General features: G+C 75.5%; 19 protein-coding genes and 1 pseudogene. 8 read left to right on the top strand and 12 right to left on the bottom strand.

The window, feature by feature from the left end:
- Nucleotides 1-254: 254 nt before the first annotated feature.
- A complete protein-coding gene (locus tag ACFV0O_RS35040) occupies nt 255-839 on the bottom strand; it encodes a pyridoxamine 5'-phosphate oxidase family protein (RefSeq protein ID WP_360257612.1) in 585 nt (194 codons plus the stop codon).
- A gap of 144 nt (nt 840-983) precedes the next feature.
- Between ACFV0O_RS35040 and ACFV0O_RS35035 the strand changes: the two genes are divergently transcribed.
- Nucleotides 984-1,877, top strand: a complete 894-nt coding sequence (locus ACFV0O_RS35035) for a helix-turn-helix domain-containing protein (protein ID WP_380347936.1) — start codon at nt 984-986, stop codon at nt 1,875-1,877.
- Nucleotides 1,878-2,082: 205 nt separating this feature from the next.
- Here the strand turns inward: ACFV0O_RS35035 and ACFV0O_RS35030 are convergent, their stop codons facing one another.
- Nucleotides 2,083-2,517 (bottom strand): CBS domain-containing protein, encoded by a 435-nt coding sequence (locus ACFV0O_RS35030; RefSeq protein ID WP_380347934.1) that lies wholly within the window; start codon nt 2,515-2,517, stop codon nt 2,083-2,085.
- Between the two features lie 212 nt (nt 2,518-2,729).
- Between ACFV0O_RS35030 and ACFV0O_RS35025 the strand changes: the two genes are divergently transcribed.
- The 4 genes and pseudogenes from ACFV0O_RS35025 (at nt 2,730) to ACFV0O_RS35010 (ending at nt 6,348) form a co-directional block, all read left to right on the top strand.
- Entirely contained in the window at nt 2,730-3,662 is a 933-nt protein-coding gene (locus tag ACFV0O_RS35025; RefSeq protein WP_380347932.1) for a helix-turn-helix domain-containing protein, read from the top strand.
- 44 nt (nt 3,663-3,706) lie between these two features.
- A complete protein-coding gene (locus tag ACFV0O_RS35020; protein WP_380347930.1) occupies nt 3,707-4,132 on the top strand; it encodes a VOC family protein in 426 nt (141 codons plus the stop codon).
- 314 nt (nt 4,133-4,446) lie between these two features.
- Nucleotides 4,447-5,316, top strand: a pseudogene (gene ligD / locus ACFV0O_RS35015) (non-homologous end-joining DNA ligase); the annotation flags it as partial.
- Between the two features lie 177 nt (nt 5,317-5,493).
- On the top strand, nt 5,494-6,348 hold the full coding sequence (locus ACFV0O_RS35010) for a DNA ligase (protein WP_380347938.1): 855 nt from the start codon (nt 5,494-5,496) through the stop codon (nt 6,346-6,348).
- Nucleotides 6,349-6,436: 88 nt separating this feature from the next.
- Here the strand turns inward: ACFV0O_RS35010 and ACFV0O_RS35005 are convergent, their stop codons facing one another.
- The 6 genes from ACFV0O_RS35005 to ACFV0O_RS34980 form a co-directional block, all read right to left on the bottom strand.
- A complete protein-coding gene (locus ACFV0O_RS35005; RefSeq protein WP_380347928.1) occupies nt 6,437-7,021 on the bottom strand; it encodes a type 1 glutamine amidotransferase domain-containing protein in 585 nt (194 codons plus the stop codon).
- 11 nt (nt 7,022-7,032) lie between these two features.
- Nucleotides 7,033-7,329 (bottom strand): PRC-barrel domain containing protein, encoded by a 297-nt coding sequence (locus tag ACFV0O_RS35000; protein ID WP_380347926.1) that lies wholly within the window; start codon nt 7,327-7,329, stop codon nt 7,033-7,035.
- A 39-nt stretch (nt 7,330-7,368) separates the two neighbouring features.
- A complete protein-coding gene (locus tag ACFV0O_RS34995) occupies nt 7,369-7,776 on the bottom strand; it encodes a DUF3040 domain-containing protein (RefSeq protein ID WP_380347924.1) in 408 nt (135 codons plus the stop codon).
- A 66-nt stretch (nt 7,777-7,842) separates the two neighbouring features.
- Nucleotides 7,843-8,286 carry an HAD family hydrolase gene (locus ACFV0O_RS34990; RefSeq protein ID WP_380347922.1) on the bottom strand — a complete coding sequence of 148 codons (444 nt, stop codon included), beginning with the start codon at nt 8,284-8,286 and terminating at the stop codon, nt 7,843-7,845.
- Nucleotides 8,287-8,435: 149 nt separating this feature from the next.
- On the bottom strand, nt 8,436-8,837 hold the full coding sequence (locus tag ACFV0O_RS34985; protein ID WP_380347920.1) for an alpha/beta fold hydrolase: 402 nt from the start codon (nt 8,835-8,837) through the stop codon (nt 8,436-8,438).
- Nucleotides 8,838-8,981: 144 nt separating this feature from the next.
- On the bottom strand, nt 8,982-9,590 hold the full coding sequence (locus tag ACFV0O_RS34980) for a GNAT family N-acetyltransferase (RefSeq protein WP_380347918.1): 609 nt from the start codon (nt 9,588-9,590) through the stop codon (nt 8,982-8,984).
- Nucleotides 9,591-9,675: 85 nt separating this feature from the next.
- Between ACFV0O_RS34980 and ACFV0O_RS34975 the strand changes: the two genes are divergently transcribed.
- Complete coding sequence (locus tag ACFV0O_RS34975) at nt 9,676-10,209, top strand: GNAT family N-acetyltransferase (RefSeq protein ID WP_380347916.1); 534 nt, start codon at nt 9,676-9,678, stop codon at nt 10,207-10,209.
- Nucleotides 10,210-10,366: 157 nt separating this feature from the next.
- Here the strand turns inward: ACFV0O_RS34975 and ACFV0O_RS34970 are convergent, their stop codons facing one another.
- Nucleotides 10,367-11,650, bottom strand: coding sequence for a geranylgeranyl reductase family protein (locus ACFV0O_RS34970; RefSeq protein WP_380347914.1), 1,284 nt, complete (start codon nt 11,648-11,650; stop codon nt 10,367-10,369).
- A 444-nt stretch (nt 11,651-12,094) separates the two neighbouring features.
- Here ACFV0O_RS34970 and ACFV0O_RS34965 point away from each other — a divergent pair, with 444 nt between their 5' ends.
- Complete coding sequence (locus tag ACFV0O_RS34965; RefSeq protein ID WP_380347912.1) at nt 12,095-13,147, top strand: LPXTG cell wall anchor domain-containing protein; 1,053 nt, start codon at nt 12,095-12,097, stop codon at nt 13,145-13,147.
- A 402-nt stretch (nt 13,148-13,549) separates the two neighbouring features.
- Here ACFV0O_RS34965 and ACFV0O_RS34960 read toward each other — a convergent pair whose 3' ends face one another.
- The 3 genes from ACFV0O_RS34960 to ACFV0O_RS34950 form a co-directional block, all read right to left on the bottom strand.
- Complete coding sequence (locus tag ACFV0O_RS34960; RefSeq protein ID WP_380347910.1) at nt 13,550-14,650, bottom strand: calcium:proton antiporter; 1,101 nt, start codon at nt 14,648-14,650, stop codon at nt 13,550-13,552.
- Nucleotides 14,651-14,741: 91 nt separating this feature from the next.
- The gene (locus tag ACFV0O_RS34955) at nt 14,742-16,190 is read right to left on the bottom strand and encodes a protein kinase (RefSeq protein ID WP_380347907.1); all 1,449 of its coding nucleotides are present in this window, start codon (nt 16,188-16,190) and stop codon (nt 14,742-14,744) included.
- A gap of 116 nt (nt 16,191-16,306) precedes the next feature.
- On the bottom strand, nt 16,307-17,068 hold the full coding sequence (locus tag ACFV0O_RS34950; RefSeq protein ID WP_380347905.1) for a serine/threonine protein kinase: 762 nt from the start codon (nt 17,066-17,068) through the stop codon (nt 16,307-16,309).
- A 510-nt stretch (nt 17,069-17,578) separates the two neighbouring features.
- Between ACFV0O_RS34950 and ACFV0O_RS34945 the strand changes: the two genes are divergently transcribed.
- The gene (locus tag ACFV0O_RS34945) at nt 17,579-17,986 is read left to right on the top strand and encodes a hypothetical protein (protein WP_360267759.1); all 408 of its coding nucleotides are present in this window, start codon (nt 17,579-17,581) and stop codon (nt 17,984-17,986) included.
- Nucleotides 17,987-18,183 lie beyond the last annotated feature (197 nt).

Below are 18,183 nucleotides of genomic sequence, written 5' to 3'. Positions count from 1 at the left end.
GGCCCCGGGCGACGGCCCTTAGTCCACCTCAAAGCCCGGTTTGACAAGTTAGCACCGCCAAACCCCCCGACCCCCCCCCCCCCCCCCCGGGGGGCGGCGGCTTCGTCGCGCCCGCCCGCCGGCCCATCGGCACTCGGGCGCGACCGGGACGCGGCGGGTCCCCGGCGGGCAGACCGTCGACCGCGGAGCCGACGGCGGTGACCGAAACCCGACAGCCGGTGGCCGGTGGCCGATGACCGACGGCCGGTGACCGGTCAGGCGGGCCGGGGCGGGAGCGGCAGCGGAAGGGCGGGCAGGCCGTCGATGCTGGTGACGACGAGCGGCTTGCGCTCGCAGTAGGCGCCGAACTCCTCCTCGTCCTTGCGGTCGAAGTACTGCGCATGCAGGTCACGGTCGGCGCGGTAGTCCATGAACGGCACCGCGTACCCGCAGGAGTCGCTCACCCGCTCGGCCCTGACCAGCACGATCGCCCGCAGGCCCGACCCGTCGGCCGCCGGGTCGAACCGGCCGAGCAGCCCGGCGAAGCGCGGGTCGTCGCGGAAGACCGGCTCGCCCCGGCCGTGCACCCGCACCACGGTCGGCGGCCCCTCGAAGGAGCACCACATCAGCGTGATCCGGCCGTTCTCCCGCAGGTGGGCGACGGTCTCGGCCTGCGAACCGCCGAAGTCCAGGTAGGCGACGGTGAGTTCGTCGATCACCACGAGGGTGCCGGAGCGGCCCTTGGGCGAGAGGTTGACGTGACCGTCGGAGGCCAGCGGCGCCGTCGCGACGAAGTAGACCGGCTGGCTCTCGATGAACCGCCGCAGCCGGCCGTCGATGGATTCGTACTGCTTTCCCATGGGCGCGATTCTGCCCGCATCCCGGCCGGCAAGAAAGGAAGATCCACCGCATGAGACGCCCCGGGCGGGGCGGCGGGAGCGGGCGGGCGGACCCTAGAATGACCCGTGCACATGTCACCCACCCGGCCGAGCACGGGAGTTGAGATGGCCCGGAGCACCCTCCCGACGAGCGCACCGGAGACGGTCCTCGGCACTCCCGCCGCTCCGCTGCGCCGGTACGTCCTCGGCTACCGCGGTTACCGGATGGACCTGCGCCGGCCGCGCCGCCGCCTGGAGGTCCCCACGGACGTGGTCACGGTGGCCCTGGCCTTCGAGGGCAGCATGCGCCTCACCGACGCCGTCTCCCCCGCGCCCGCCGCCTCCTTCGGATCGGTCGCCGCCGGGCTGCGCCGCACCGCCACGATCGCCGAACACACGGGCGTCCTGCACGGGCTGGCCGTCTCGCTCACCCCGCAGGGCGCGTTCCGGGCGTTCGGGTCGCCGGCCGGCGACCTCGGCGGGCAGTGGGCCGAACCCGGGGACCTCCTGGGCCCCCGGTTGCGGGCACTGACCGACCGGCTGGCCGACACCCCGAGCTGGCCCGCCCGGTTCGCCATGCTGGACGGGTACTTCGCCGCGCTGTTCGCGTACGGCCCGGACTGGGAGCCGTCCGTCCTCTGGGCCTGGCACCAACTGCGGCGCTCGCACGGGCTGGTGCCGATCCACGCCCTGGTCGAGGGCACCGGGTGGAGCCGCCGCCGGCTGGAGCTGCGCTTCCGCGAACACCTGGGGCTGGCCCCCAAACAGGCCGCCGGAATCCTCCGCCTCCAACACACCCTCGGTGTCCTGGCCGCCCGGGAGGACCACCCCACCGGCGCCGACCTCGCCACCCTGTGCGGCTACTACGACCAGTCCCACCTCGACCGGAGCTTCCGCGGCATGGTCGGCTGCTCCCCCCGCGAGTTCCTGGCCTCACGCGGCGGCACCGCCCTGCCCGCCCCCACCGACCGGGTGGCGGGCCGGGTCACCAGCGCCGTCCTCGACCCGGGCGCCACATGAACGGACGCCACCACGCGGAAGGGGCGCCCGTCACGGCAGCGGCGCGAACGACCGCGCCGCGTGCGCATTCGTACAAGACGCGCGGCGGCCCCGTCCGGCACCCTTCGAAGGATCCGGCCGGTACGGGGGTCCGGCCGGTCACGGGCGCGCGGACGGGGCCGGGGCCCGGGTCGGAGACCGACCGGGCCCGGTCACCGCGAACGGGTCACTGCTTCATGTAGACGCTGTCCATGAAGTCGATGATCTGCTGGTCCGTCAGTCGCTGGCCGTCGCGGTGGCCCATCGCGAGGTCGGCCTCGCTGATCATGCCCACCAGCCGCTCGCCGTCGATCACGGGGATGCGCCGGATCTGGTGCTGTTCCATCTTGCGCAGCACCGCTTCCATGCTGTCGTCGGCGCGCACGCAGTGCAGGTGGCCGGACAGCTCCATCGCCGTCATCGAGGACGGGTCCTTGCCCTCGGCGACACATCGCAGCACGATGTCGCGGTCGGTGATGATGCCCTTCAGCTTCTGGTCGTCGCCGCAGATCGGCAGCGCGCCCACGTTCTTGTCGCGCATCATCTTCGCGGCCTCGGCCAGCGTCTGGTGGGCGCCGATGCACTGGGCGCCGGTGTGCATGATGTCTCGGGCAGTGGTCACGGGGACTCCTTCGTCGGTGATTCCCCCCGCTTCCCCCCGGGCGGCGCTCCCCCACGCGCTCGACAGCGGCGCGAACGGGGTGACCGCGCCCTCACCTTAAGCAACACCGCGCCGGTCCGCGACCGCGCGGAGGGACGGCCGGCGGCCCCGGTGGCGGTGGGCCCGGCGCCGCGGCCCGGCCGCCGGCCGCGGGGACCGCCGATACTGGGAGCGTGACCACGGACGCAGCCGAGCACGACGCGGAGCCCCTCCGCGAGGTCCCCGACGCACCGGTCGACGGGTACGTCGACGAGGCCGTCCGGGCCCGGCCCGCGACCGCGTTGCGCCCGTACGTGGCCTGGTACTCCGGCTACCGGCAGCGCGGCCTGGCGCCCGCCGTCCACCGCGGGCTGCCGTCCCCCCACCTGACCTTCATCCTGACGCTCGACGAACCGCTGGTGATCGCCGAGCACCCCGACCCGGCGCAGCCGCCCGGCAGCTATCCGACCCTGCTCGGCGGCCTGCACACCACCCCCGCGCTGATCACCCACGAGGGCGCCCAGTCCGGCGTGCAGATCGCCGTGCACCCGCTCGCCGCCCGCGCCCTGTTCGGCCTGCCCGCCGGGGAGTTGGCCGGGATCGACGTGCCCGCCGACGCGGTGCTCGGAAAGCTGGGCCCGCGGCTGCAGGAGCAGCTGCGGTCCGCGCGCGACTGGGAGGAGCGGTTCGCCGCGCTGGACGGGGCACTGCTGCGCGCCGCCCGGCCGTCCGGGCAGGTGCCGCCCGAGGTCGGCTGGGCGTGGCGGGCGCTGCGGCGCAGCGGCGGTGCGCTGCCGGTGGCGGCGCTGGCCCGGGAGACCGGCTGGAGCGCCCGGCACCTGCAGGAGCGGTTCCGCCGGGAGACCGGGCTGAGCCCGAAGGCCGCCGCCCGGGTGATCCGCTTCGACCGGGCCCGGCACCTGCTCGCCTCCGCCGACCCGCCGAACCGGCTGGCGGAACTGGCCGTGCGCTGCGGGTACTTCGACCAGGCGCACCTGGCGCGCGAGTTCCGCGCGCTGGCCGGGGCGGCGCCGAGCGCCTGGCTGGCGGCGGAGGGGCCGTCGGCGGAGCGGTTCCGAAACGTCCAAGGCGGGGCGGCCGGTGCGGCCGCAGAGTGGGAGGCGTAGCGGACATCCGCACGGTCCCGAGCCCCGATCCGAGGAGAGAAGCCATGGACGCCACCGAGACCCCCGCCCCGCAGGTCTGGCCCAGCCTGCGCGCCACCGACGCCCGGGCACTGATCCGCTTCCTCGTCGAGGCCTTCGGCTTCCGGGAGGTCGTCGCCTACGGCGAGGGCGATTTCGTCGCCCACGCCGAACTGGCCTGGCCCGAGGGCGGCGGCGTGATGCTCGGCTCCGACCGCGAGTCGCCGGAGGGCGCCGAGCTCTGGGCGGGCAAGCCGGGCGGCTTCACCGCCTACGTGGTCACCGCCGACCCGGACGCCGTGCACGCCCGCGCGGTGGCCGCCGGTGCCCGGATCACCACCGCCGTGCACGAGACGCACTACGGCTCGCGCGACTTCGCCGCCGCCGACCCGGAGGGCAACCACTGGTACTTCGGCACCTACCCGGGCGCTCCCCGGCCGGTCGCGGGGTGACCCGGCGCCCGGGCCCGTGAGGGGGACGCCGGAGGAGCGGGTGCAGGGGACCCCGGAGGAACGGCTGGAGCGGCTGGAGCGGCTGGAGCGGCTGGAGCGGCTGCGGGCGCTCTGCCTGGCGCTGCCGGAGGTCGACGAGCGGGTCAGCCACGGGGAGCCGGCCACCGGGACGGTCCGGCGCCGGACCGGGCCAGGATCGAGGACCCGGTCGCCGACGCCCACGCACCGGTCGGCCCCGGGCGCCGGCCGTCGAACCGGGGCAGACTGGCTGCGGGGGCACCCACCGGAGGCTTCGGAGACCGACCGTGCCGCAGATGACGGTGGACGGGCGCACCCTCGCCCTCTCCCACCTCGACAAGGTGTACTACCCGCGCACCGGCACCCTCAAGGGTGAGGTGCTGCGCTACTACGCCGCCGTCCACACCGCCCTGCTCCCCCACCTGCGCGACCGCCCCGTCTCCTTCCTGCGCTGCCCGGACGGCGTCGAGGCGGAGGTCTTCGTCGCCAAGAACCCGCCCCCGGGCACCCCGGACTGGGTACGCACCGTCGACGTCCCGAGCAACACCGGCGAACTGCGCCAGGTGGTGCTGGAGGACGGCGCGGCGCTGCTGTCCCTCGCCAACCTGGGCTGCCTGGAGCTGCACGTCCCGCAGTGGCACGCGGCCGCGCCCGCCCTCGCCGACCGGCTGGTCCTGGACCTCGACCCCGGCGAGGGCGCGGACGTCCTCACCTGCCGGGCGGTCGCGCTGCTGCTGCGCGAACGGCTCGCCGCGGACGGCCTCACCGCCTGGGTGAAGACCTCCGGTTCCAAGGGCCTGCACCTGATGGTCCCGATCGAGCCCACGCCCGGCACCCGGGTCTCCGCCTACGCGAAGGCGCTGGCCGCCGCGTTGGAGGCCGAGCACCCGGAGCTGGCGGTGCACACCATGGCCAAGGCCCGGCGCCGGGGCCGGGTGCTGATCGACTGGTCGCAGAACAACGCCAAGAAGACCACCGCCGCGCCGTACACCCTGCGGGCCCGGCCGCTGCCGACGGTCTCCACCCCGCTGTCCTGGGCCGAACTGGAACGGGCGGGCGGCGAGCCGGAGCTGACCTTCACGCTCGCCGAGGTCCCCGACCGGCTGGCCGCCCACGGCGACCTGTTCGGCCCGCTGCTGGACCCGGAGCGGGCCCGGCCGCTGCCGCCGGCCCCGTCGACGGCGCCGCACCGGCCGGCCCGGCCGGACCCGGCGAAGCGGGCGGACGCGGCACAGGAGGCACGGCAGGGCGCACGGCAGGGCGCACCGCAGGACACGCCGCCGAACGCGCCGCGACCGCGCTCACCGCAACCACGCCCGATCCTCGACCCACCCGTCGAGGTGATGCGCCCCGCCGCCGTCACCGCCGTACCGCCCGCCGACGGCCTGGGCGGCGGCGGCGTGCAGTACGAGCTGAAACTGGACGGCTTCCGCTGCGTCGCCTTCGCCCGCGGTGACCGCCCGCCGGTCCTGCAGTCCCGCACCGGCCGTGACCTCGCCCCCGGGTTCCCGCCGATCGCCGCCGCCGTCGCCCGGCTGCCCGAGGGACTGGTGCTGGACGCCGAACTGGTCGCCTGGCGCGACGGCCGGTTCGCCTTCGGTGAGCTGCTGCGCACGCGGCAGGCCCGGGCCGCCGCCCCGGACGTCGTACTCGGCCTGATCGCCTTCGACCTGCTGGCCCTGCCCGGCCGCGACGTCCGCCGGCTCCCCCTCACCGACCGCCGCCGGCTCCTGCTCGCCGCGCTGGCCGACGTCCCGCCGCCGATCCGGCCCGTGCTGGCCACCACCGACCGGGCGGAGGCGCTGGAGTGGATGGAGCGGCTCGCCGACACCGGGGTGGAGGGCCTGGTCTGCAAGGCCTCCGCCTCGCCCTACCGGCCGCGCGGCGCGGGGCGCGCCTGGGTGAAGTACCGGCGCACCGACACCCTGGACGCCACCGTCCGCGCCGTCACCGGCCCGACCGCCCGTCCCCACGCGCTGGTCCTCGAACTCGACGACGGCCGCGTCCTCCTGACGACCCCCCGGCTCACCGCCGTCCAGTCCCGGGAGGTCGCCGACCTGACCCGGCCGCTCCTCGGCCCGGCCACCACCGACCCCGACCACGGCCCGGTCCGCCCCCTCACCGGCCCCCTCCGCGCCGAACTCACCCTCAGCGGTCGGCCGCCCACCGCCACCTTCGTCCGCCTGCGCGGCGACTGACGGCGGGGCCCACCGGCCGGAGGCCGTCCGGGGTGCAGCCCGCGCCGAAACGCCCGGGCCTACCTCCGCCACGCCGCAGCGCCCCGCCCTACCTCCGCCGCTTCGCCCACGCGTGGGCGAACTCCGTCACGAACGCGTCCTCGAAGAGCGGCAGGTCGCCCGGCTTGCGGCTGGTGACGAGCGGGCCGGGGCCCTCGTGGCAGACGTGAACCGGCTCGTCGACCCAGTGGGCGCCGGCGTTGACCAGGTCGGTGCGCAGGCTGGGCCAGGAGGTGAGGGTGCGGCCGCGGACGGCGTCGGCCTCGATGAGGGTCCAGGCGGCGTGGCAGATCGCCGCGACCGGCCGGCCGGCCAGGCAGCAGGCGTGCACGAAGGCGACCGCCGACCGGTCCAGCCGCAGGTGGTCCGGGTTGGCGACGCCGCCGGGCAGGACCAGGCCGTCGTAGTCCGCCGGGTCCGCTCCGGCGACCGGGGCGTCCACGGCGAAGGTGTCGCCCGGGGCGTGGTGCCGGACGGCCTGGATCCGCCCCTCGGCGGTGGACAGCAGGCGCGGCGTGCCGCCGGACTCGGCGACCGCCTGCCAGGGGGAGGTCAGTTCGGACTGCTCGACACCGTACGGCGCGACCAGGAAGGCGATCGTCCGGCCGGTGAGCGTGGTGGACGGCCAGGGCACGGGTCGGCCGCTCAGCGCGGACGGGGCGCGGTCAGGTCGACCGCGGCGGGCGGGGCGGAGCTGAGTCTGGCCCGCGGGCAGTCGAGGTGGGCGGCGCGTTCGAGGTGGTCGACCCGGGCGACCAGGCCCACCGGGACGATCACCCGGGTGCCCGGTACCCAGGGCTCGGCGTCGACCAGCAGGTGGTCCCCGCCGTCCTGCTCGACCCGGCCGACCGGGCCGTCGGTGGCCTGCACCTCGTACCCGACCAGGCCGAGGTCGGCGGCGGGGTGGGAGCCCGGTCGGTGCTCCCACAGGTCGGTGCTCATCGCCTCACGTCCGTTCGCCTCACGTCCGTCCTCATCGCGTCACGCCTCCGGCCGGTCCCAGGGCCGCCGTTCACGGCGTTCACGGGGCTCCTCCAGCTCCGCGGCCTCCGCCCGGCCGGACCGGGAGGCGCTGCGGCGGCGCAACAGTTCCGAGGTCGCGACCGCGGCCGCCACGGTGGCCGCCCAGACCACCCCCAACGCGGCCAGCACGGCCGGGGTCGGGGTCCGCGCGCCCACGCCGAGGCAGATCGCCGTCATCACCAGGGTCGTCAGCACCACCCCCGCCGTGACCCGGCGCCCGACCGCACCGAGCACGCGCCGGACCCGGCTGGGCCGCTTCGCACCCATGGTGCTCAGCCTCCGGTCGAGCTTGGCGTCCTGGCGCAGATCGGACTCGATCTCCTCGAGGAGCCGCCGCTCCCATCCGCTCAATGCGGGACCGTCCATCTCGGTCACCTCCGACACTTCCGGTGACGTGCTCGCACCCGGCGGGTTGCCCGGCACGGGCCGGCGCTAACCGTTCCGGGGACCACCTGTTCCGGCGCCCACGGGTCCGAAGGCCCGGGGACGGGCGAGCAGGCTGTCGTCCAGGACGCGCAGCAGCGCGGCCGCGTCGCGGTGGACCTCGACCGCACCCGCCGCCCGCAGCTCCGGGCCGGCGTCCCCGCCGGCCTCCAGGGCGACGCAGGGCACCCCGGCCCGGCGCGCCGCCCGTACCTCGCGCACGCTCCCGGCGACGGCCACCGCGTGCGAGGACCCGCCGTCGACCAGTTCGAGCGCGGCGCGCACCGGATCGCCCCCGGGATCGGCCACGGTCAGGGCAGGGGCCCCGGCGGGACCGGGCCCGGTCAGCACGACCGTCCAGCCCCGGGCCGCGCACTCGCGCAGCAGCTCGGCCCCACCCGGCAGCGCGGGCCGCCAGTCGGTTCCGAAGAGAGCCGCCGAGATCACCGTCATGGCCACCGCTTCCGTTGGAAGGCCACGCACCGTACGCGCCCTTCCAGGTTAGGCCGCTCCCCCGCGAGGCGCGCTGCCTGCCGGACCGGGAGGCCCGGCCCCGTGCTGCCCGGGGCCGACGGCGGTGCCGGGCTCACTCCGTTCCGGGCTCACTCCGTTCCGGGCGCACCCGCCAGGAAGTCGGTGACGAGCCGGGCGAGCTCGGCGGGGCGTTCCTCGGGGACGAGGTGACCGCAGCCCGGCAGGACGACCCCCTGAGCCTCCGGGGCGAGGCGGCGAACGAAGTCGATCATGTGCTGCCCCGGGGAGTGCTCCCCGGCGACGGCCGGGACCGGGATGTCGAGCGGCCGCCGGGCCGCTTCGCGGACCTGTCCGGCGCTGACCCAGGTGTTGACGTGGTACTCGCAGCCGGAACGCACCGCGGGGCGCTCGGTCTCTCTCTCCCCCCAACCGCGCAGGTCGGGGGCGATCACCGGGTGCTCCCGCGCCGGCACCGGGATCAGGTGGCGCCACTCGTACCAGGTCTGCGGCCGGCCGTGGAGCAGGACCACCGGGTCCCCGGCCCCGCGGAGACCCAGTGCATCCGTATCCCGTTGACCTCGCCGTGGTGGTGCCGGATCGCCATCGCCCGTTCCTCACGTTCCGCCAGAAGCCGCTGGAGCACCGGCGATCGCAGGCCCCGCCGGCCCTCCGGGTCAGCCGAGGTCCGGATCCGGGTCCGAGGCCAGTCGGGCGTGCAGGTGTTCGTCCTGGTAGTCGCGGCCGTCGAAGCGCCAGGAGGCGCGCAGGGTGCCCTCGTACGGGAATCCGGCGCGTTCGGCGACCCGGCAGGAGCGGTCGTTGCCGACGGCGTGGAAGAGCTCGATGCGGCGGGCGTCGGCGGTCTCGACGGCCCAGCGGGTGACGGCGGTGGCCGCGCGGGTGGCCAGGCCGCGGCCGCGGGCGGCGGCGAGCAGCCAGTAGCCGACCATGGCGATGCCGTCGGCCTGGTTGTTCCAGCGCAGGAAGGCGTTGCCGAGGAGGGTGCCGCGGGCGGCGTCGGTGACGGCGAAGGCGGCCATGGTGCCGTCGGCCCAGTGGGCGTCGCAGCGGTCGAGGTAGGCCTCGGCGGCGGCCGGGTCGGTGCTGCCGAGCGGGTTCCAGCGGGCGATGTCCGGGTCCGTCGACGCGGCGACGAGTGCGGGGACGACGCCGCCGGGCACGTCGAGGCCGCGTCCCCAGGGGCGCAGCAGGGCGTCGCCGAGGTCGAGGACGGCGGGGCGGAAGACGCGCCCGTCGGTGGGGGAGTCGCTGATGGTGGTCATCCGGTCTTCCTATCCCCCGCGCCCCCGCTCCCGCCAGCGGTTTATCCGGGTTTCGAGCGGGCCGTCCGGGTGCGAGGATCGGCCCGTGATCGAGCTGCTGACGGCCCACACGGCCGAGTTGGAGCACGCCGTGCTGACGGAGGCGCGGGAGTTGCTGATCGGGGTCTTCGAGGGCGACATGACCGTCGGGGACTGGGAGCACGCGCTGGGCGGGGTGCACGCGCTGCTGATCGAGGACGGGGTGCTGATCGGGCACGCGTCGGTCGTCCAGCGGCGGATGCTGCACGGCGGCCGGGCGCTGCGGGCCGGGTACGTGGAGGGCGTCGGGGTGCGGGCGGACCGCCGGGGGCGGGGGCACGGCGGTGCGTTGATGGACGCGGTGGAGCGGGTGGTCCGGGGCGCGTACGAGGTGGGGGTGCTGGGCTCGTCGGACGAGGCGGTCCCCTTCTACCGGCGGCGCGGCTGGCAGCCGTGGCGCGGGCCGCTCTGTGCGATCACCCCGGGCGGCCTGCGGCCGACGCCGGACGAGGAGGGCGCGGTGTTCGTCCTGCCGGGTTCGGCGCCGCTGGACCTCGACGGCCGGCTGGCCTGCGACTGGCGCGACGGCGACGTCTGGTGACCGGAGGGGCGGTTCGCGTGCCCTTCGTGGCCGGTTCTGCACCGGCCGGTCGGATCGTCGGATCGTCCGTCATCCTGTTCCGGGGCGGCCCGGCGGACCCGGGGTGCGGCGCTCACCGCCCCGGCGCTCACCGCCCCGGCGCTCGCCTCCCCGGCGCTCACTTCCCCGGCGCGACCCGCCCGAGCAGGTGGAGCAGCCGGTCGAGGGCGTCGTTGGAGTTGGGCTCGGTCAGGTTGACCATGAGCCGGAACGCCACCTTCAGCAAGGCCGGGTGGCCGAGTCCGGCGGCCCCCGCGGTGCCGAGCAGCCTGGGGCGGCCGAGCAGGTCGGCGGCCACCCGGCCGAGGGCGAAGTAGCCGGCGTAGGCGGACCGCAGGGCCTGCGGGTAGGCGCGCAGGGCGAGTTCGCGGCCGCGGTCGGTGCGGCGGGCGAGCGCCTGGACGACGGTCTCGGCGGCGAAGCGGCCGGATTCCATCGCGTAGGCGATGCCCTCGCCGGTGCCGGGGCTGACCGTGCCGCCCGCGTCGCCGACGAGCAGCAGGCCGTCCGCGTAGTGGGGCCGGCGGTTGAGGCCCATCGGGAGGGCGGCGCCGCGGATCGGCTCGGTGACGCCGTCGGGGGTGTAGCCGTACGCGGGCGGCAGGTCCTCGCACCAGCGGCGCAGCAGTTCCCGCCAGTCCACGTCGGTCTTGGCGGTGTCGAGGACGCCGAGGCCGACGTTGGCGGTGCCGTCGCCCATGCCGAACACCCAGGCGTAGCCGGGCAGCAGGCGCCGGGCCGGGTCGTCGGGGTCGCGCAGGTCGAGCCAGGCCTCCAGGTAGCGGTCCTCGTGGCGCGGGGTGTGGAAGTAGGTCCGGTAGGCGACGCCCATCGCGCGGTCGGTGCGGCGGTAGCGCTTCATGGCGACGGACAGCCGGGTGGAGTTGCCGTCGGCGGCGACCACGACCGGGGCCCGGTAGGTGACGGGCAGGCGTTCCTCACCCAGCTTGGCGGTGACGCCGGTGATCCGGCCGGTCCGTTCGTCCACCACGGGGCCGGCCACGTTGGCGCGTTCGACCACCCGGGCGCCGGACGCGGCGGCCTTGCGCGCGAGCAGTTCGTCGAAGTCGGCGCGGCGGCGGACCAGTCCGTAGCCGGGGAAGGCGGAGAGCTCGGGCCAGTCGAACTCCAGGGAGCGCCGCCCGGAGACCAGTCGCAGGCCCCGGTTGTGCAGCCAGCCGGCCTCTTCGGAGACGTCGATGCCGAGGTCGGTCAGCTGCTTGACGGCGCGCGGGGTGAGGCCGTCGCCGCAGACCTTCTCGCGCGGGAAGGCGGACTTCTCCAGCAGCAGGACGTCCAGGCCGGTCCGGGCGAGGTGGGCGGCGGCGGTGGAACCGGCCGGGCCGGCACCGACCACGATGACGTCGGCGCTCTCCTCGGCGGTCTGCTCTGGGCCGGGCATCGCACTCTCCCACGGGTCGGGTCGGCTGCGCAGGCAGCGGAATCGGCGGACTGGGCGGTTCCAGACGGACGATAGAGAAACCTGGCCCCCGCCCGCCGCCCCGACACGCAGGCCGTGCCCGGGGACCGGTCAATACCGGCCACCTCGGCGCGGTGGTTTCACCCACCGGGGCGGGGCCCGGAGTTGACCGTCACCGGAGGTCGCACCGGCTGGAGTGCACACGAAACCATGACAACCGGGTGATCGGATCGTTGTAACGAACTACGTGGATCAACCGTACACAGCAGGGCATTTCAGCCAAACCTCCCTTGCGTCACGTTTCTCTCTGCGGGAACTTTTGTGCCTCTCCCGTCGTACGGCACCGGCTCCCGCCGAAACGGCCGACCAGAGGCTCCCTCCCACTGCGCAGGCTCGTCCCGGCCTGCCGTACCCGATGGAACCCCCATGCACATCCGCTCCACCGCCGCGCGCTCCCTGGTGGCCGTCCCGACCGCCGCCGCCCTGATCCTCCTCGCGCCCGCGGCCGCGCACGCCGTCGCCGGTGGCGGCGGCAAGGGCGGCGCCCCCGGCAACAACGGCACCGTCAAGATCCACGACGCCGCCACCGGCCAGGAGGACGTCCGCAACGAGCCCAAGGTCTGCACCTTCTACCTGGACTCCTTCGGCTTCGACGCCGACCAGGACGTGATCTGGGCGATCACCACCGTCGGTGGCGGCCCCCAGGAGAAGCTCGTCGCGTACGGCGACCTCCCGGTCGACGGCCACGGCCACGTCCGCACCGAGGACATCCACCTGCCCGACGGCCACTACAAGCTGTACTGGCAGTCCGTCGAGCTGGTCGACGGCGAGCTGCCGAAGGACACCAAGCTCGACAACCCCAAGCAGAAGGTCTTCAAGGTCGACTGCGGTGGCGAGACCCCGGCTCCGACCGGCAAGCCCTCGCCGACCGTGACGCCGACCCCGACCAAGACCCCGTCGAGCAGCCCGACCTCCGTGCCGACCACCCCGTCGCACAGCCCGTCGACCCCGGTCGTCACTCCCCCGGTCACTCCGCCGGTGACGCCGCCGGTCACTCCGCCGGTCACGCCGCCGGTCACGCCCCCGACCACCCCGTCGGCCCCGGCCACGCCGAGCGCCACCGCGAAGCCGTCCGGGGCCCCGTCCGCGACGCCGACCACCCCGGCGGCCACCGCCCCGGCGACCGGTGCGCCGACCGGCGCCCCCACCGAGGTCCCGAGCGAGGGCCCGTCGACCCCGCCGACCGCCACCGTGCCGGTGCACAAGCCCACCACCGACACCCCGGTCAACCCGGCCCAGCCGATCCCCGTGCCCACCAAGGTCAGCGTCCCCACCCCGATCCCGGGCGCCCCGGACGGCAAGAAGCTGGCCAGCACCGGTAGCGACGGCACCCTGCTGTACGCAGGCGCCGGCACGGTCCTGCTGGCCGCCGGCGCGGGCGCGGTGGTCTACTCCCGCCGTCGCCGCACCTCCTCCTGAGGCCCGGGGCCTCCGGGGCACCCTCCCGGAGGCCCCGGGCCCGGCCGGGGCGGCACGGGGGGCCCCGGCGCTGGGGGGCGCCCGTGTGCCACCCCCCCCCGGCCCTCCGCCGCCCCCCACGACGGTGAGGTCCCCCGGCCACGGGGGTGAGCCGGGGGCCCTCACCCTGGTCTACGGTCGGACCACCGTCCCGGGTTCACCATCCGCACCGTGCATCCCGTCCGCACCATCCACACCGTGCATCCCGTCCGCACCGTCCGCACCGTGCATCCCGTCCGCACCATCCGTCCCACCGGCCCCACGCCACCGGCCCCGCCCGGCCGGGCACGGGAACGCCGGAAGCCCCTGGCGCACGGGGGAACGGGCCAGGGGCTTCCACCCCGGACTACGGTTGACCGGCCGTCACGGGTTCAATGCCAACACCACGTACCCCGCCAGCACCACCAGGTGCACCGCGCCCTGCAGCAGCGTCGCCCGGCGCGGGATCACCGTGAGGATGCCCAGCACGATCGTCAGGGTCAGCAGCACCATGTGTGCCGGGTCGAGGCCGAGGACGAGCGGGCCGGACAGCCAGGTCGAGGCGATCGCGACCGCCGGGATGGTGAGGCCGATGCTGGCGAGCGCCGAGCCGAGGGCGAGGTTGAGGCTGGTCTGCACCCGGTTGCGGACGGCCGCGCGCAGCGCTGCGATGGTCTCCGGCAGCAGCACCATCATGGCGATCACCACGCCGACGACGGCGTGCGGGAGCCCGGCGTCGTCGACCGCCTTCTCGATGGTCGGCGAGACGCCCTTGGCCAGGCCGACCACCGAGACCAGGGCGACGGCGAGCAGCAGCAGGCTGACCCCGGCGGCCCGGAGGGTGGGCGGGCTCGCGTGGTCGTCCTCGTCCAGCACCCGACCCTCGGGGGTGACGGCCAGGAAGTAGTCCCGGTGCCGGACGGTCTGGGTGGCGACGAACAGTCCGTAGACCACGAGCGAGGCGGTCGCCGCGTAGGCCAGCTGGGTGGTCGAGAACTGCGGGCCGGGCGAGCTGGTGGTGAAGGTCGGCAGCACCAGGCTGAGGGTCGCGAGGGTGGCGATGCAGGCGAGCGCGGCGCCGGTGCCCTCCGCGTTGAAGACCGCGGTGCGGTACTTGATCGCGGTGACCAGGATGGACAACCCGAGGATGCCGTTGCAGGTGATCATCACGGCGGCGAACACGGTGTCCCGGGCGAGGGTGGCGGACTTGTCCCCGCCGTCGGCCATCAGCGTCACGATCAGGGCGACCTCGATCACGGTGACCGCCACCGCCAGCACCAGGGATCCGAACGGCTCCCCCGACCAGTGCGCGATGACCTCGGCGTGGTGCACGGCGGCTAGCACGGCCGCGATCAGGAAGCAGGCCACCACGCCCACCACCCAGCCGGGCAGGTCCTCGTGCCAGGTCAGGGCGAGGACGACGAACGACACCACCGGAACGACGACGGTCCATTGCGCGGCCGCCGCGCGGAGCTTCGTGATCATGCCGCCGAGGATCCCAGACCGGGGGCCGGTCACCCGCGTGCCCGCGCCGGGATACGTGGGGATCTGGCACGACTCGCCCCGGTTCGCACCCTCACCCTACGTATTCGGCCAGGTACCGGAGCACCGTGTCGACGTGCGCCCGCACCCGGTCCGGGACGCCGCCGGTCGCCTCCACGGTCTTGTCGCTGGTGCGGTAGGCGGCCGAGACGAGGGCCGGCAGGTCGCGGGTGTAGCCGGCGTGCTTGAGCTGCTGGTCCAGCCAGCAGACGTAGTTGCCCATCGCGGCGATGGCGTCGCCGGGGTCCAGGTAGGACTTGGGTCCCGCGTGGGTGGCCGCCCTGGCCCAGGCGTCGAAGACGGCGGGCGTCCACATGGCGATGCCGTACTCGCCGGTCTCCGGGCGGGCCGCGTTCGGGTCGAAGCCGCTCTCGGCCTTGAGCATCGCGGCGAGCAGCACCGGGGTGACCTCCGGTTCGGGGCAGCGCCGGGCGGCGTCGACGATCATGCCCCGGTAGGCGACCGGGACGTCCGAGCCGGCCGGGATCGCGCCGGGCAGCGGCGGCGGGCCCCGGTGGGCGCCCGGCCCGGCGGGCTCCGGTCCCCCGGTCAGCGCGAGGACGGTGACCGCGCAGGCCAGTAGGCCGGCTCCGGCCCGCACGGCGGCGCGGCGGCGACGGACCGGACGGGCGGTGGCCCGGGCGACCAGCGCGGCGAGGTCGGTGCGGGCCCGTTCCTCCCGGCCGGGCGCGAGGCAGGCGGTGACCACGGGGCACCAGCGCGCCGGCAGCGCCGCGTCCAACCGCAGCGGGGCGGCGCCGCGGGCGTACGCCTGGGCGGCCAGCGAGCGGGCCCGGGCGGTGGCGCCGAGGAAGGGGTGCAGTCCGCCGGTGAGCAGCTGGTGGGCGAGCACGCCGAAGGCCCAGACGTCGGCGCTGGGGCGCACCGCGACGCCGCGCGCGCCGGTGCGCTGGGACCACCACTCGGGCGGGACGTGGTCGGGCGAGCCCAGCGGCGGGGCGTACGCGTGGGTGCCCTCCAGTTCGGCGGTGAGGCCGAAGTCGGCGATCTTGGCGGTGCCGTCGGGCATCAGGAGGACATTGGCCGGTTTCAGGTCCCCGTGCACCCAGCCGGACCGGTGCATGTGGGTCAGCCCGGCGCAGACCTCGGCGAGGACGCGCTCGGCGCCGGGCACCGCGGTGCCGGGGCGGGCCACCGCCAGCACGTCCTGCAGGCTGCGGGCGGCGCGCTCCATCACCAGGGCGACGGTGCCGTCCAGGTCCGGGTGGTCCGGGTCCTCGACGGTGACCACGGCGACGGTGCGGATCAGGTGCGGGTGGTCGGCGCGACGGCTGAAACGCTGTTCGCTGCGGGCCATCCGGGCCACGGTCCGGCGCTGGCCCGGACTGAACCGGGCGGCGGCGAGCAGCTTGACGGCGGCCGGGGCGCCGTCCGGCCCCTCGGCGGCGTGGACGCTGCCCCAGGCGCCCGCGCCGAGGAGGGCGCCGAGCCGGTACCCGGCGATCGGGTAGCCGTCCGGCACCCGGAAGGGCCGGTCGTGCGGCCGGTGACCCCCGGGGGTCCGCTCCGGCGACGGTTCGTCCCGGGGTTCGTCCGCCGGCCCCTCCGGCGGCTCCGGACCGGACCCGGCGGCGGGCCTCACGGCCGGGCGGCCGCACGACGGGGCGGGAGCAGGGCCAGGTGCTCCTCCCGGACGAGGTCGAACCTCAGGGCCAGCGCCGCGAGTTCCTCGCGCTTGCCGCCGCCGGGGCCCTCCTCGTACGGCTCCCGCAGCCGCAGCTTGGTCTCCACCAGGTAGTCGATGTGGTAGTTCACCGCCGAGCGGGTCAGCCCGCGGCAGGACGGCAGGGCGCGCAGCCTGGCCAGCACCTCGGTCACCCCGGGGACGGCGGCCGCGGAGGGCGAGCGGAGCCGGGGCTCGCAGAGCGCGAGCAGCACCAGGAAGTACTTGGCGGTCGGGTCCAGGGCGAAGGGGCTGACGGTGCGTTCGCCGTCGGCGCCGCCGGGCCCGCCGTCCAGGTAGGCGTGCTGCGGGGCGAAGACCTTGAAGGAGGCGGGTTCGCCGAGCGCGGGCAGCAGCACCCGGGACAGTTCGAACGGTACGGGTGCGCCGAGCCGGCCGGGGGCGACCTTGACGTGCTCCCCCGCACCCTCCAGGTTCTCCACCACGTAGGTGGCGGAGGTGCTGAAGTTGGACAGCCGCCAGTAGTCCTCCGCCGCGACCACCTCGCCCGCGCGGCGGGAGACGCCCTGGTCGGGCAGCGGGATGGCGGCCGGCCGGCCGGGCTCGCCGCGCCCGAACACCGCGGCCTCGCCGGGGCCCATCCGCAGCAGGGCGGGCACTGCACCGGGCGCCATCTCGCGCCCCGGGCAGGGAAGTTGCACGATGACCGTGTCCACGCAGCCACCTCCGTGGGATCGGGTCGATGGTATCCGCCCGATTCCGCCCGGCGGCACTCCCGCCACTCGGACGGGTGAGGGACACCGCCGGCCGGGATCGCCGCACCGGCGATTGCCGCCCGATCCGGCCCCCACCAGGCGACGAAGCAGACACGGTGAGCAAAAGAATGATCAAAGAGACGGTCAAGCAGGCGGCTCCCGGAGCGTGACACCGAGGGCATCAGGACCCACTCCGCCCCTCCGGCACCGTCCGCACCGGCACCACCCGACCGTCAGGGGGTCCGTGGCGCGACACCGGCTCCGCACCGGACGACCTGCGCTTCGACGACCACGAACTGATCGTCCGTCAGGCCACGAGCTGTCCGGATATCGAACACTGGGCGAACGGTTGCGGTATGTAGTTGAATGGTCACCATGAGTGTGACGCAACGCACACACGCGACGTCCACAATGTGTGCAACACTCATCCCAAGGAGTGAGATTCCCTTAAATTCCAAGGAGGTTCGCATCATGCGCACTCGGATCGCAGCTGTGTTGGTGACGGTGGCAGGGATCGCCGGACTGGCGGCGGGCCCGGCCATGGCCGCCACGGCAACGTCCGAGACCGACGCCGTGGCCTGCGCCACGGTGCTCAACCGCCCCTGCATCTCGCACCAGGCCGACGGCGAGGGCGTCGTCGGCGTCGCCCAGGTCACCGCCGACCCGGCCCAGTTGACGATCGTCAAGGTCGAGGTCCGCACCCAGGCCGCCTGGGGCAGCCCCTGGGAGACCGCGGCCTCGGCCACCACCGTGCGGATCGGCTCCGCCAAGGCCGTCACCCCGCGCGTCGTCACCACCGACCTGCGCATGATCTGCGCCACCGCCGGCCCGGCGCTGGACGCGACCAAGCAGGTCACCACCTGTACCAACCCGTTCTGATCGCGGGGCCCTCGACGGGCAGCACACGCACACGCTCCGTCCGCACGACCGGACGGTAGGCGCAGGACGAGCCGGGTCGGCGCCCCGCTCGGGGCCGGGGGGCGGGGCCCCCCCCCCCCGCGGGGGGCCCCTGGGCGGTGCCGCCGGAGGGGGGGCGCGACACCGCCGCTCCCCGGCCCCCGGGGGCATCGGGGGAC

The sequence above is a fragment of the Kitasatospora sp. NPDC059577 genome, from assembly GCF_042735475.1.
Classification (GTDB): domain Bacteria; phylum Actinomycetota; class Actinomycetes; order Streptomycetales; family Streptomycetaceae; genus Kitasatospora.
Note: the sequence above shows the minus strand (reverse complement) of the source record. Positions and strands in the feature narration are given on the sequence as shown.

What these genes read in the sequence shown, in the direction of transcription:
- ACFV0O_RS35040 (WP_360257612.1), bottom strand. Translation starts at nt 839, where the DNA reads ATGGGAAAGCAGTACGAATCCATCGACGGCCGGCTGCGGCGGTTCATC.
- ACFV0O_RS35035 (WP_380347936.1), top strand. Translation starts at nt 984, where the DNA reads ATGGCCCGGAGCACCCTCCCGACGAGCGCACCGGAGACGGTCCTCGGC.
- ACFV0O_RS35020 (WP_380347930.1), top strand. Translation starts at nt 3,707, where the DNA reads ATGGACGCCACCGAGACCCCCGCCCCGCAGGTCTGGCCCAGCCTGCGC.
- ACFV0O_RS35010 (WP_380347938.1), top strand. Translation starts at nt 5,494, where the DNA reads ATGCGCCCCGCCGCCGTCACCGCCGTACCGCCCGCCGACGGCCTGGGC.
- ACFV0O_RS35000 (WP_380347926.1), bottom strand. Translation starts at nt 7,329, where the DNA reads ATGAGCACCGACCTGTGGGAGCACCGACCGGGCTCCCACCCCGCCGCC.
- ACFV0O_RS34995 (WP_380347924.1), bottom strand. Translation starts at nt 7,776, where the DNA reads ATGGACGGTCCCGCATTGAGCGGATGGGAGCGGCGGCTCCTCGAGGAG.
- ACFV0O_RS34990 (WP_380347922.1), bottom strand. Translation starts at nt 8,286, where the DNA reads ATGACGGTGATCTCGGCGGCTCTCTTCGGAACCGACTGGCGGCCCGCG.
- ACFV0O_RS34980 (WP_380347918.1), bottom strand. Translation starts at nt 9,590, where the DNA reads ATGACCACCATCAGCGACTCCCCCACCGACGGGCGCGTCTTCCGCCCC.
- ACFV0O_RS34970 (WP_380347914.1), bottom strand. Translation starts at nt 11,650, where the DNA reads ATGCCCGGCCCAGAGCAGACCGCCGAGGAGAGCGCCGACGTCATCGTG.
- ACFV0O_RS34965 (WP_380347912.1), top strand. Translation starts at nt 12,095, where the DNA reads ATGCACATCCGCTCCACCGCCGCGCGCTCCCTGGTGGCCGTCCCGACC.
- ACFV0O_RS34960 (WP_380347910.1), bottom strand. Translation starts at nt 14,650, where the DNA reads ATGATCACGAAGCTCCGCGCGGCGGCCGCGCAATGGACCGTCGTCGTT.
- ACFV0O_RS34945 (WP_360267759.1), top strand. Translation starts at nt 17,579, where the DNA reads ATGCGCACTCGGATCGCAGCTGTGTTGGTGACGGTGGCAGGGATCGCC.